At 54.6% G+C, this 14268-nt stretch carries 10 protein-coding genes; 4 read left to right on the top strand and 6 right to left on the bottom strand.

Annotated features, from left to right (window positions below; all coding sequences use genetic code 11):
* The first annotated feature begins 8 nt into the window (after positions 1–8).
* From SH528x_RS22000 to nadA, 4 genes are all read left to right on the top strand, one after another.
* Positions 9–746, top strand: coding sequence for a HisA/HisF-related TIM barrel protein (locus SH528x_RS22000; protein ID WP_442505604.1), 738 nt, complete (start codon positions 9–11; stop codon positions 744–746).
* Positions 747–854: 108 nt separating this feature from the next.
* Positions 855–1325 (top strand): hypothetical protein, encoded by a 471-nt coding sequence (locus tag SH528x_RS21995; protein ID WP_442505603.1) that lies wholly within the window; start codon positions 855–857, stop codon positions 1323–1325.
* A 100-nt stretch (positions 1326–1425) separates the two neighbouring features.
* The gene (locus SH528x_RS21990) at positions 1426–3711 is read left to right on the top strand and encodes a multiheme c-type cytochrome (protein ID WP_442505602.1); all 2286 of its coding nucleotides are present in this window, start codon (positions 1426–1428) and stop codon (positions 3709–3711) included.
* Positions 3712–3844: 133 nt separating this feature from the next.
* Entirely contained in the window at positions 3845–4993 is a 1149-nt protein-coding gene (nadA, locus tag SH528x_RS21985) for a quinolinate synthase NadA (RefSeq protein ID WP_442505601.1), read from the top strand.
* Positions 4994–5174: 181 nt separating this feature from the next.
* Here nadA and SH528x_RS21980 read toward each other — a convergent pair whose 3' ends face one another.
* The 6 genes from SH528x_RS21980 to SH528x_RS21955 all read right to left on the bottom strand — a co-directional run bounded on the left by SH528x_RS21980 (position 5175) and on the right by SH528x_RS21955 (position 14241).
* Complete coding sequence (locus tag SH528x_RS21980) at positions 5175–5477, bottom strand: hypothetical protein (RefSeq protein WP_442505600.1); 303 nt, start codon at positions 5475–5477, stop codon at positions 5175–5177.
* Positions 5478–5677: 200 nt separating this feature from the next.
* The gene (locus tag SH528x_RS21975; RefSeq protein WP_442512154.1) at positions 5678–6769 is read right to left on the bottom strand and encodes an FAD-dependent oxidoreductase; all 1092 of its coding nucleotides are present in this window, start codon (positions 6767–6769) and stop codon (positions 5678–5680) included.
* 477 nt (positions 6770–7246) lie between these two features.
* Positions 7247–9133, bottom strand: coding sequence for a patatin-like phospholipase family protein (locus SH528x_RS21970; protein ID WP_442505599.1), 1887 nt, complete (start codon positions 9131–9133; stop codon positions 7247–7249).
* Positions 9134–10032: 899 nt separating this feature from the next.
* Entirely contained in the window at positions 10033–11508 is a 1476-nt protein-coding gene (locus SH528x_RS21965; protein WP_442512153.1) for a sulfatase family protein, read from the bottom strand.
* A 253-nt stretch (positions 11509–11761) separates the two neighbouring features.
* The gene (locus tag SH528x_RS21960) at positions 11762–12214 is read right to left on the bottom strand and encodes a PDZ domain-containing protein (protein ID WP_442505598.1); all 453 of its coding nucleotides are present in this window, start codon (positions 12212–12214) and stop codon (positions 11762–11764) included.
* Between the two features lie 509 nt (positions 12215–12723).
* Positions 12724–14241 carry an ISNCY family transposase gene (locus SH528x_RS21955; RefSeq protein ID WP_442505597.1) on the bottom strand — a complete coding sequence of 506 codons (1518 nt, stop codon included), beginning with the start codon at positions 14239–14241 and terminating at the stop codon, positions 12724–12726.
* Positions 14242–14268 lie beyond the last annotated feature (27 nt).

Genomic DNA, 14268 nt, shown 5'->3' with positions numbered 1-14268 from the left:
TTTCCTTGATGACTCGTTGCTCATGGCTGGACTCGACCATTTGCGAACAAATTGTCGCAGTGGTCGATTTGAAATCGGGACTCGCCGTTCACGCAATCGCTGGCGACCGGCAAGCGTACCAGCCGATTTCATTCGGGGGGCAAACCGCCGGAGATCCGTTTGCGTTGGTCGCTCACTACCGCAGTCTCGGTATTCGATCGCTCTACATTGCCGATTTAGACTCGATCCTTCTCGGCCAGCCGCAAATCGGTTTACTTGAGCGTCTGATTTCCACCCACAGCGAATTGGACGAGATCCTAGTCGACATTGGGTTGCCCGAATTAGACACGGTGGCCTCGTTGTTGGGATTGGCTCGGAAACGCCACAATGTGTTTGTGATTGCAGCGACCGAATGTGCCAAGAATGCTGCGTCGCTGCAACAATTCGAAGGGGCGTTGGTTTTTTCTCAGATCATGTTGGGGATGGATTATCGCCAGGGTGTTTTTTTAGGCGGCGATGATTCCGAAGAACATTGGCTAGAATTGGCAAAGCAGCTGGGCATCGAGCGTGTGGTTGCGCTGGACACGGCGACAGTGGGGACGTCACGTGGTCCTTCGATTGCCGAGATTTGCTCGCGAATTCGTCGGCAATCGCCTGGCGTCAAACTTTATTCGGGCGGTGGTATACGAGACGCCTCCGACGTTAAGCTATTGCTCGACGCTGGCTGCAATTGCTGTCTCGTCGCGACCGCGTTACTCGAGTTGTAGCTATGTCGCACGACGTCTCCGACGGCGGAGATTCTCGGACGTCGGAGACGCCCGGCGACATTTTGTTCTCGCACCTTCTGAGTTCCGTTTTCATCGAAAGATCCGAACATGCTTTCCTCATCCATGCGACCCGCGTTATTCGCCGCCGGGCTGTTGATCGTGACGTTAGGTGTGACCATGGCACAAGCACCCACGGACGAAGTGACGCCTCGCGACGAAGCGACGAGCGAACACAGTTCGACTCCGAACCCGATCGAGTCGAAAATCCGCAGTGCCTTGGAAAGGGCCCCCGGAGGGGTCAGCTCGTCCGATCCGCTGCTGGATGACGTGCTAGGTATCATCAAATCTCGCGGCAGTATTTTGGACGGATCTTCGCTCGATCCTGCGTTGGAAAACCCAGGATCGGCGGCGGGCGCGGATCGAGATTCCAATGCCCGAGCGGCAGAGTCGCTATTGCGGTCGGCCCGTCTGTTGAACCAAATCGAGCCCCGAGATTCCGCACGAACCGAACTTGTGGCAAAAATGCGTCATGAAGCGTGGCGTTTGCTCGGCGAATCTGCCCCCGCGGCAAAACAATAGCGGCGATTTCTGCGTATCATGGTATCGGCGTATCATAATCGGCTCGCTCGCTGCGGGCGATCCTGCCCCCCTCATTCGCTCTCTGTTCCCCACGTCGACCTTGACCAAAAAATCTTCCACGCCAAAACAGGCTCGTCCGATATTGCCGCTTGCGATCGGTGGCTTGATCCTGCTGCTAGGCGGGGGCGTGTTTGCTGATTATTGGTCCGCGAAACCGGCGGGGATTGAAGCTCAATTCGTCGGCCGCGGTGCGTGTATCGATTGTCATCGTGACCAAGCCGAAGCGTTCAAGGGTTCGCATCACGATTTGGCGATGGACGTCGCGACCGACGAAACGGTGCTCGGTGATTTTAACGACGTCACTTTCGAGCACGATGGTTTGGTCAACCGCATGTACCGCGATGGCGAGCGGTTCATGGTCTATACCGAAGGCCCCAGCGGCAAAATGGAAGACTTTGAGGTCAAGTACGTCTTTGGTGTCACGCCGCTTCAGCAATACATGGTCGAATTTGATCGCAGCGACGACATGCCCGAAGACGAATTGTCGCGTGTGCAGGTGCTGAGAATCAGCTGGGATACGAAAGCGAAGCGATGGTTCTATCTGCGTCCGCCGGACGTTAGCGATAAACTCGAGCCCGATGATCCACTGCACTGGACCGGGATCGCTCAGCGCTGGCAAACGATGTGCGCCGATTGCCATTCGACGAATCTGAAAACGAACTTTGATCCCAAAGCGAACCGTTACCACACGACGTTTTCGGAGATCGATGTTAGCTGCGAAGCCTGTCATGGTCCCGGCAGCATGCATGTGGAACTGGCCAACAGCAAATCACTATTCTGGGATCGCCGCTACGGATACGGACTGACCAAACTGAAAGGGGAAAGCAACGAACCGCAAATCGAAACTTGTGCTCCCTGCCACAGCCGACGTGGTGTTTTGGACGGAAACTTTCACGGCGGGGATACTTATTTTGACCATTATGCGTTAGAGCTAATGAGCCCTGCGACGTATCACTCCGATGGTCAGATCAAAGACGAAGTCTACGTGTTTGGCTCGTTCATCCAAAGCAAGATGTATCACAAAAACATCCGCTGCAGCGATTGCCACGATCCGCACTCGCTGGAGCTAAAACACAAAGGCAACGAGACTTGCACGTCGTGTCATCAACACGCTGCCGGTAAATATGACGTTCCGTCGCATCATCACCATCTGCCGGGTACGGAGGGTGCGATGTGCGTGAATTGTCACATGCCGCATACAACGTACATGGAAGTGGATCCTCGGCGTGACCACAGCTTGCGTGTTCCACGTCCCGATTTATCCGTAAAAATTGGAACGCCCAACGCATGTAGCAGCTGTCATATCGAAGATGTACGCAAGGAACTCGATCCATCGACAAGTGCAAAGGCGGACGAATACGCCGATTGGTTGCGATTGGCCGAAATGGGTAACGACGAACTTGCTCAGGCGATCGCCAAAGTCGACAAGTGGTGTGACGATGCGTGCGAAAAATGGTACGGCGAACAACGTGCAACGCCACCTCATTTTGGCGAAGCGATTGCGGCGTTCCGTGCGGGCGAGCCAGGAGCCGTCGATGCCATGATTGGATTGGTGAATGAGACCGACGATAAGGTTCCCGCGTACGCTCGCGCCACTGCGCTGTCGGAACTGGGACAATCGAGCGTCCCCGAGGCCTTGCCGGTTGCCCGTGAGCTACTGAAAAACGAGGCTGAACATCCATTGGTTCGCACCGCCGCCGTGACGGTCTACATGATGGCGTCGCCTGATCGGATAGCGAAGGATCTGTTCCCGCTGCTCGAGGACGAAATGAAACCGGTGCGTGACGAAGCCACTCGCGTGATCATCGCGACCGGTGCCCTGCGCCAGTTGGACGATACTAAGCGAAGCCAGGTCGAATTGGCGGCTCGCAACGTCAAAGCGACGCTAATGAACGCGTCCGATCGTGCGGGCGCCCACATGGCGTGGGCAGCACTTGCCGAACAACTGGGACGTTACGGCGAGTCGATCGATTCCTATCAGGATGCCATCCGAGTCGAGCCGAACACGACGGGGGCGAGGTCGAATTTTGCTGAACTGTTGGATACGTTGGCCCAGTCCAACGGACCGCAAGCAGCCGAAATGACGGAGCTCGCCAAACAGCTTCGTGCCGCCGAACTTCCGCTGATTGCCCGGGATGCCGGCTTGGTGCCCGACAACGCCCATCTGCAATACCGTTACGGGTTGGCGCTATATCAAGGCGGAAAATATAGCGAGGCGTTGTCTCAGCTAGAAAAAGCCGCTGAATTGGCTCCCGAAGTCGAGATTTACGGCACGGCAGTGCGGTTGTTGAAAGAGAAGATCGCCGAGGAGAGCAAGGGCGAATAATCGTCGCCAACATAGCCCATTCCTAGGGCCCATCGATCAATCGTGGGTTTTAGGGGTACAATCAAGAGAGGCGTAGAATCGTTTTGCGGCTGCTATTGCCCAGGCGACTATTTTTGTTATCGAAGGACAACCGTTGAACGCGACCATCACCCAACACGACAAAGACGCGATCCACACACTGGCGTCTTACCGCACGCTTCAGCCCGAAGAATTGCAAGCCCGCATCGAAGCGGTTCGATCCGAACTTGGCGATTCGTTGATGATTCTTGGGCATCACTATCAACAAGACGAGGTGATCGCGCACACCGATCTTCGCGGCGATAGCTACAAGCTGAGCGAGATGGCGGCAGCCAGCCGGACGTGCCGCACCATCGTTTTCTGCGGCGTGCACTTCATGGCGGAAACTGCCGACATTTTGGCAAATCGCCCCGATAAATTAGCCGAACGCGATGGCCAGCGAGTCACGGTGCTGTTGCCCGATATGGCTGCCGGTTGCTCGATGGCCGACATGGCCGCGATCAAACAAGTCGAAGCGGCATGGGAAGACATGTCCGAAGTGATCGACACCGAACGCGTCATCCCGGTCACGTACATTAATAGTGCCGCCAGTCTGAAAGCGTTCTGTGGTCGCCATGGCGGAATCGTCTGCACCAGCAGCAATGCCAAGGCCGTTTTGGAATGGGCTTACCAGCGCGGCGACCGTGTATTCTTTTTCCCTGACCAACACCTCGGCCGCAACACGGCACTGAGCATGGGCATCGGCGAAGAGGAGATGCCGGTTTGGGATCCGTATGCACTCGAACTGGGCGGCAATACCGAAGCAGGCTTGGAAAACAGCAAGGTGATTCTTTGGAAGGGGCACTGCAGTGTCCACCAAATGTTCCGCCCCGAGCATGTCGAAGGTTTCCGCAAACAACATCCTGGCATCAAGATCCTAGTTCATCCCGAGTGCCCTCGCGAAGTGAACGATATCGCGGACGTCTCCGGCAGCACGGGCAAGATCATCGACACGGTTCGCAACAGTCCTGCAGGAACTAAGTGGGCGATCGGAACTGAACTACATTTGGTCAACCGTTTGAAGGCCGAGCATCCCGAACAGGAAATTCATTTCCTCAGCCCGGTCGTTTGCATGTGTGCAACGATGTACCGCATCGATTTGCCACATCTCTGCTGGACGCTGGAAAATCTCCGTGACGGAGCGATCGTCAACAAGATCGAAGTCGACGAAGAGATTTCCAAGTGGAGTCTCGTTGCACTCGAGCGAATGCTGGCGGTCAAATAAGCTCGTGTAAATTTGACACTTTTCGGTGAACGCTACCAAAAAGGCTCGTCCCCAGCTCCTGCCTGGGGACGCACCGCTTTCGAGACTCCCGCCTCGTCTTTTCTCGCTCGGCAGGCGGGTAGCGGTTTCGTGACTTCACGTTTTTTCCGTGATTCCACTGGTGAGGATCTTTGCCAGATGCTCATTTACTGTCGTTGGTCGCCGAATTCGCGTCACATTCCAACCCATTATTGCAGGGCAATCCTGAATCCGCCTCGAAAACGAACGTGGTGACCTCGGACTCCTCCGTCACAGCGACCGCGGCGGTGTCGCCGTCGAGTTTGCCGTTGGATTGCTCGTTTGCGAGAACGTTCGCCCCCTTGTGAACGTTACGGACTGCGACACTGGCAAAAATCGCCAACGCGGCCAGTGCATAGAGCAGCATCCGAGACCGTCGATACGGACAACTGCAATTACCGCTCGCTACATCGTTCACGGATCGCATGCTAGGTTCGCGTAAAATCCTAGATCTATGGGACATCATTTTTCTCCTTATAAGCAGGTCAATATGAGTCATTCCACATAATGGTCTGAGCCGACGGCGCTAGCCGCGGGCAAGTTTCCTACACTATTAACGGGCCCGCGGCTAACGCCGTCGGCTCACAGGATGATCGACGTTTCACCGGTAAATACCGAACGACCTGCTTAAACCTGGTATTGCTGGATGAATCGATTGTCGATCCAACGTTTCAGTTGCCAACACCAACTCGCATGAAAGCTGTAGCCTTTGTATTGCAACAGTGCCTTGCCATCGCCGGTGTTCAAGATCTTCAAAAATTCTTTTTGTGGCGTAAATCGACTGAGTGCCGTCCGGTGAATGGTTGCATTTAGATTCTCCCATAACACCGGAGCTTCGCGAACCGCAAACACTCCGGCCTTCGGTGCAGGGTCGCTCAGAATCGTTCCACTATCGCCTACTGCGAAAATCGGTGCGCCGGCAGTTGTACGCAATGTTTGCTCGGTCGCCAGGAAACCGCGCTCGTCGGTCGGTAGGTTCAGCTTTCCGAGTAGCGGCGGCGCTGCGGCGCCCGTGACCCACAGCACCACATCGCCTCGACGGCGGTTGCCATGCTGATCGAACACCTCGTCTTCATTCACCTCAGAGACGCGAAAGTCCGTCGTCACTCCGATCGATCGCTGAGCCAGCAATCCTCGCAACCGCTGGACACTCCGCGGGTTCAGTCCGTCGGCAATCTCGTCCCCGCTTGTCACAATCTCAATCGAAACCGGTAGTTTGGGAAACAGATGTTTCATACGTGTGTGAACGCAGAAGGCGATTTCCACTCCTGCAACACCACCACCCACCACGACAATTTTTGGAGGCCGATCGGCCGCGTCTCGGCACTGCACCACGTGCTGGCTGAACCTTTCAATAAACGTTTGCATCGGTTTGACGGGGACGATATTGGGCGATTCGTGCTGGTCCCAGCCTGCGGGCATCGAACCGATCCCAACCGAGAGCGCATCGAACACCAACGGAGCATGATTGGCAAAACGCAGCGTCCGTGTATCGACATCCAAGCCGATGCATTCATCCAGGATCAATTCTGCCCCTGCCTTTTCCGCAAGCGGTCCAAGCGGAATCTGCATTTCGTCAATCGAAAACTGGTTCGCCAGCGTTCCAGGCAACATCCCGGAATACGTTGTAAAGGGAAATTTCGAGATGCACACCAAGCGACAGTCTGCGATCGGCGAATCGATCCAGCGACGAACGACTTCCGCATTGGTGTGTCCGATCCCAAGCAGTGCGATGCAGTGACGATTTGAAATTGGAATGATCCATCTGAGGTGAGTGGGTTGTGAACGTCTGAAAACGTCAGTCGAATAGTATGTATAGGTCAAATAGCTGGGCGATCTGTGAGCCGACGGCGCTAGCCGCGGGCCGTCGGTTATCACGAAAGATGCCAGTGGCTAAGCAGGTCGGCAGGAATCATTGGGTGAAACCCGTTAGCCGTTTGGGCAACGCTGTGAAGCATTTCGTAGCGGAACTCGTCAAGAGTTTCGGGGGGCATACACCATAGAACGAAAGTCTTGACGACTTCCGCTACGCTAAATTAGCACAAACCCTCTAAGGAAAAATGCTTCACAGCATTCCGTTTGGGCGCTAGTCCCGGTTCAGCGCCGGAACCGGGGCTAGCGCCAAAACGGCCAATTCACTGAAAGACTCCTGCCTAACTGCTTAGTGCAGTTGGTTCAACTCATCTCTACAAAAACTTAACTAGCAACACTCCTTGCTGGCAACGCACAGGTGAAACGCGAAGCCCCCACCGACTCGGACTCTTTTTGCTCCGCCAACAATTGACGAAACTGCGGCACAATCTTCTCTGCCGCCATCTCTCCCATCTCCGCCAATTCATGGGCCCGAGTGAAATCGGCAAAGTCAAACGCCGATGTATCGACGGCAATCATCAGATCGACCGCCTTGGTACGCAATGCGGTAATCTCGTGATCTTGAACTTCGTTGACTCGCATGAGTGTTTCTAAACGCCCCGGACGACGCATATCACTGGTCGGAGTGGATGCAGTATTCCCAGCGAACTGGGGTGACAATTTCGCTGCGACATCGACTCCGACTACCAAATCAGCACCGCGATCTAAGAGTAAATCCGCCGGCACATTGTTAAAGATGCCGCCATCAACCAACGCCATCCCATCACGCATTATTGGACGCGAGATCTTGGGCAAATTGATACTCTCGAGCACTGCGTCCACGGTGTCGCCTCGATCACGGATCACTTGACGGCCGCTCACCAAGTCGACTGCGACCGTGCTAAGAGGAATATGCAGCTGATCGAGTTGGACATCCCCAAAGTGGTTGCGAAGCATCGGTTCCCAGCCGCCAGTCCAGAATTTGGTTGCCATAAACCACTGGTTTCCACGCGGAAGGTGGCGGAAAAACCAACTAGGTGTCAGGTCTTCTTTGAACGTCTCGATCGCACGTTCAATTTCCCAGCCGAACGCGTAGGGGAGTGCCACCAGTGCCCCGGCGCTCGTGCCCGAGATCAGATCAAAGTAAATCCCTTCGCGTTCAAGTGCCCGCAATACGCCCAGGTGTGCCAGTCCACGCGCAGCACCGCCACCCAAAGCCAAGCCAATCCGCGTACCGTGCACGTGGCGGACGAGCCGCGATAAACTTTGAAGTTGATGGCGTGAGGCTATATGAGGAGTACTGTCTAAGTTGATTTTGAAATCAGGCTGAGCCAACGAACCGCCAATCTCCGGCACAGTCGGCGGCTGCTGCGAATCCTGGGTCATCCACATCCAATAGATCCGAGATGCGAGCACAGGCTGGGCATTTAACAACGTATGCAGTCGATACGCCGCATTGCCAAGATCGTCAGGAGTGACGAGCCACCACACTTGTTCGCACTGTGGCAGGATCGAAGCGAACGTTTCCACCGATAACGTCGGCGAAAGATTTACCAGTGTCGCGTCCTCGCGGCGTTGGTGATCCAATACGTACTTGCGAACCCATTCGGACTTTTCAATGCCGGAGAGATCAGCGGGAATTCGGCTGCTTTGAAAGCTTGATGAATCCCCTGCGTCGGAACAACTTGCCTCTTCGGTGATCACGCAAACTTGATCGCCTTCGGCCGCTAGAGCCCGGGCGACCAGCGATGCAAAAAACATCGTCCCGGAATGTTGGTTGACCAGCCCGATCACACGTGGGCGACTGCGACGTTGTTGTCCGTGGGTCTCTCGACGAAGCCGAAATCCGAGGGTGCGACAGGCATTGGCCGCTAAACCAGGTACCGACAAAATTAACTTCTGAAATGCATCTTGTTTCAGTTCCAGCAGTTCACAATCCATCACTGCCGCCATCATCACCGCGCGGCGGCCTCCGGTCAGCATTGCGATTTCGCCAAAGTGTTCGCCGACATCAAGGTGATCGATGAAACGAGTCGCTCCTGTGGACGATGCCGTTTCGATCTTCACTCGACCTTTGACCACGATAAACATGCTATCGCCTGGATCGTCCTCTGAAAAAACGACGTCGCCGCTGCGGTACGCGACCAACTGACACGCATCGATCACCTGCTGAGCGTGAACGTCATTGAGTCCACAGCAAAGCTGGCTCGATTGCAATATTTCTTTCAACACAGTGTCGTTTCTCCCGCAGACCAAGCGTCGACGTGTGGTCAAATTATCGTCGGTTGTTAACCATAACCTTGTGTTCTACATCACCGACACCGCGAAAGACAAATAAAAGAATGGGAAGAATGCGCGAACAAACAAACATTTTCTCCCCTTCGAAGCAGGTCAATATGAGCCATTCCACGTAATGGCCTGAGCCGACCGCGCTAGCCGCGGGCAAGTTTCCTACAATATTGACGCTCATATTGGAGTGGGAGAGACGGGCATCGTGGCAGACCCTTTTGAAGAGCGGGCATCCCGCGAGAACGAGTCTGATTTCAAAATGAGAGTAACCCGAAATCGACCAATTCTCACGCTCGCCATAGTGAGTTTTCCGGTGGTTGCCACAGCGGGCTACCCAGGTCATCGAATCAAATGGAGCCACTCGCAACCGTTGCTAACGCAAGCTACGCTGCTCGGCGTTGCGTTAGTGAGATGTAATGGCGTGCTACGAGCACGCGGTTAACAAGCCCCGTCCCGATGTCGCCCCAGGCTGCATCCGGTCTACTCCCTAAAGCAAACGAGACTGCTGATTTAGTTAGCCGTTTTGCCGCTAGCCACGGTTTCGTCACCATCCAACCGGGGCTAGCGCCCAAACCCAACGTTGTGAAGCATTTTCTCGTAGCTACCTTCGCCAGAAGGTGGTGATTCGTATTGGCCGGCAACCATCCACGCTCTGGCGAGCGTAGCTACGGAACGCAAATGCCGTAATTTGCCGTCTCTAAATTCTTCACAGCGTTGGCCCAAACGGCTAACATAAGAGCGGTGATCGTACTAATTCAGCAGTCTCCAACGTTTTGGGGGAGGTGAACGAAATATGGCAGCCTGATGACTGGGACGCCAGCGAATATATACCGACAAGTCGTTTAGGGGCGACTGCGGCCTTGTTCGATGATTCCCGCTAATTGCTTCTTCAATCGCCTGGCGACGTCGGGATGCTCGTCGAGCACGTTGTTCTGTTCCGCGGGATCTTTGTCAAGATCGAACAACTGGAACTCGGGCACCTTTGTGTTGGCAAGCGAGGTTTCGACGACGACGTTACGAGCCGACTTTTTGTCGTAGCGATGCAGCTTCCATTTGCCTGCGCGAAAGCCATATGTCCCACGGCTGCCGTTGTCCTGCTGGACCAGATTTTCGCGGCCCTTCGCGTTGGCTTCACCCAACAATGCACCGAGCACATCGAGACTGTCCAAACATGCGTCCTTAGGCAGCGGTTGCTCGGTCAGTGCGGCAAGACTGGCAGCGAGATCGATTGTGCAGACGATTTCATCGCTCACCGCGGGTTTGATCCGTCCCTTCCATCGCGTGATGAACGGTGTTCGTGTGCCGCCCTCGTAAACACTGTACTTGCCGCCGGTGTAAGGCCCCGCGGCACGGTGGTTGCCAATGTTCTCAATCGCTTTGTCTTTGTAACCATCATCTAGCACAGGCCCATTGTCGCTGCAGAAAACGACAAGCGTGTTCTCGGCTAACTTCAATCGGTCAAGTGTCTTCATCAATTCGCCGACGCACCAATCAAGTTCGATGATCGAATCACCGCGAAGTCCAAGTGACGTCTTGCCCTGGAATCGTTCGTGCGGAATGCGTGGCACGTGGATGTCATGTGCCGAGAAAAACAAAAAGAAGCTTTCGTCTTTGTTCTGCTCAATGAACTCGACCGATTTTTCAACCCATTTGTCGGCGAGGTCTTCGTCACGAAAACGGGCGGCATGACCGCCGGTGTAAAAACCAATTCGGCTGATGCCGTTGTGAATTGTCGAATTGTGACCATGCGACCAATCCATCTTCAGCGTGTCACGATGCGTCACGCCGGTGGGATGCTCGGGGCTTGGCTTTTTCTCTCCGACCCACAACGGGTCGGCCGGGTCAAGGTTCTCGACACGATGATCGTGCACATAGACCTGCGGCACTCGGTCGTTGGTCGTGGGCAACAAAAAACAGGTATCGAAACCAATTTCGAGCGGCCCCGGCTTGAGGTCGCCATTCCAATCCGGCCCGCCCTCGCCGCCTAAGCCAAGGTGCCATTTTCCGATCACCGCAGTCTTGTAGCCAGCGCCCTGCAGCAACGATGCCACAGTTTCAGTCCCTGGTTTGATGATCGCAGGTGCGTTCGGCGGTGCGATCCCGGTGCGTTGTCCACGAAATGCGTAGCTGCCTGTCAGCATCGAGTAACGCGTCGGAGTGCACGTCGATGCGGAACAATAACCACTGGTAAAACGCACGCCTTCGCCAGCCAGTTTGTCAATATTGGGAGTTTCCAGCGACGTCGCGCCGTTACAAGAAACATCACCATAACCGAGGTCATCCGCCATGATGACAATTACGTTGGGCGTAGCGGCCATCACGTGAGCGGTCGAAACTAGCAGCAAAGCGGATAGAAGGGGGAGGAAGCGGGTTTTCAAGGGGGGCACTCCTAAGACGGCAACTTCGGATCAGATGAGAGGGGACGGGCATCGAAGCAGATGCCCGAACCACTCTACCATACTCAGAAATTGCGATTGAGTGGAAATCGCCTTGCGTTGCGTGATTTTTGGGGCGGGGTTGGGAGTCCGGACGAAAATTTTGACGAGTTTCGTTACGGGTGGGGCGGATGGCTTAGAAGTGGATGCGGCCGCGAGCCAATCGGACGTCAAGATTGTGCAACCGGAGTGTCCGACGGTTTTGCACCAACAGCCGCACGAAGCCGCTTGGCGACGCGTGTCGTTGGATCAGGAAGTCGATGGGATATTGCCGGTCCAGGACGTCGCCGACTTGATAGCCGTTGACCGTGATAATCCGGTCACCGGGTTCGAGTCCAGCTCGCGAGGCGGGCGTGTTCGGGAACACTTGCGTCAACAGGTGTCCGGTCGTCGTGTAATGACCAAAAACTCCCAAGTGCCAACCGCCAAAATGATCGCGATCAGGATGTTGCGGCTCTACAAACGGATCGCCTCCACCACGAATTTGCGGTTGCACTTCCGCCTGCTCGCGAGGCGGTGGATTAACCGGCCCGTCGCCTTGAGCGACCAAGCACGGCTGAGCGTACAATATGAGTGTGATCAGAATCACCAATCGGCTTGCTCGAAACCTACTTCTTAATCGACAGTTCATCACTCGTTCCCCCGTTCTCAAATACCTAGTGTGCTCGCCTATCTCAATTTTAAATGCGTGTCCGGCCTGAGTTAAGGAATCGATATGTGACTCTCGCTGATTTCCAAACCCACGCGACGACGCTTCCTATTTCTCATGGCCGGCCACAGTCGTGTTTGTCACGCGTGTCCACTTTTTCTGTACCCCAAACCCATCCTTCGAACATTTGACACATGCGTCAGGCGACGCCGTGAACGATTTTCAGACTGAAAATTATAGTATTTGCGCTACGTAGCTAGTGTCTGTCATAAAACCTCGAGGCGGCGTAATTTTACAGCTTGAGAGGGCGAAACGTTAGTGTGAAGATTGTTGGCGACCCGCCTTCAACACCACGATGAGGGGCGAATTTGCAGTGTTTTCAGATGACTGCGCGTACCTTCAGCCAGGAGGGTGTCGTTGATCAACTCTGCGTTGTGTCTTTGACCTAATTAGGCCGCTGCACGTACTGTCTTTGCCGCTGCAGCGTCGGGGTTTTCTGCCGCGATCAATAGCCGGCCAAGCACCTGCAGGTTCCGCCCCAGCACGGCTAGGCCAAGATAGCGTTTGAAACCAACTTCACTGCGGTCACGACAACGTTTCAATCCGTTGCCCCGCTGCAACGCACCGACCGCGGATTCGATTCCTGCGTGACGGTGTCGACGTCGGCGCGAGTCGTCTGACTCGTTGGCAACTTCGGTTGCAAAGTTTTGAGAGTTCCGCGATGGACAACTGACGTTGCCAACGATCGGCAACAAGGCTTTAACGTTTGCCGCGCTGTGAAAGCCACGATCAAGCGAAAGTTCTTCAAGCTTACCTTGGTGACGCTGCTGGGCGATCTTCGTTTGCTCAACCACGACACTGCCGTCGGTTTCATCACGATCCACCAGATAGTAATGGCTGATGAAGCCCGCACCGTCCTCAAAGATCATTGCCAGTCGTCCATACTGAATCGGCTCGCCTGCTTTGCCACGTTGGTAGAGTTGCGTATGAGTTTCGAAAAGGCTGAACAGCTTCTCGCTGTTGGGAACGCTCTCGCCCAGCACCACTCGGCGATGCGCGGTATCACGAACCTGTTGGGTCAAACTGGCCCAACCCGTGAGTTCCTCAAGCCGAATGTGCAGCGAGAGAGGCAATGCGTTTTTCGCTGCCTTTTCCAGTGTTTTGACTCTTTGGAGGATCAAGTCTACACGCTCTATCAGGCTACAGTAGAGCGATTCGATCGCCTCCTTCTTTTTGACGATACGACTGGCAGAGAGCTGATTAATTTGTCGATGAAGCTTTTTGATCGTCTTTAACAAGTGAGCGGACTGACGCCACCGAGGAAGACTGATTTCGTCAGCAAGGGTGCGGGCCAGCGGGATGATCTTCCGCATCCCGTCGTACATCAAGCTGCTTTCGGTTGGGTAATGAATATTCGTTTCGATCACGAACGAGTCGGCGCGAGCCGATCCTACTGCATCGCCATGGAACTGTTGTCCGTGTCGAACAATGATGTGGTTGATCTTCTCAATTGTCTCAGGCTTGATCAGACAACACGAATTGCGAATACGGCGAAAGTCGAAATTCGGGTCTTGCTCCCAATCGTCAACACCGAGGATCGTACGGAGATTGTGATGGTTCTCGGCTTGGTCTTGGAGTTTGTCGTAGTCGAAATTGCAATTCATTCTGAGCACTGCCAGCACGAGAATTTGCCAATCATCGAAACCGGGTCTGCCGGTATCGCGGCGCGAGAGCTCACTGACATCTTGCGCGATTAAGTTGGTAAGGCTTCTTCGCAGCGGACCGTCGAGATAGACATGACGCAGGGCAGCGAGAACGGGTATAATTTCGTCACGACAATTCAGATTCAATTGCAACTGCGCGATGGGGGTTGCTGCGAACCGCATCTGAGGTTCATAACTCTTTCGCATCTCGACCACTCCTTGAAGATTTGTGATGAAATTGGTTTTTCCTAACTGTTTCAACACTCGAACCGGTCAAACGGTTCAGTCTTC

The sequence above is a fragment of the Novipirellula methanifontis genome (assembly GCF_052161655.1).
Classification (GTDB): domain Bacteria; phylum Planctomycetota; class Planctomycetia; order Pirellulales; family Pirellulaceae; genus Novipirellula.
The sequence above is the reverse complement of the archived record's forward strand: the minus strand, read 5'-3'. Positions and strand labels throughout refer to the sequence as shown.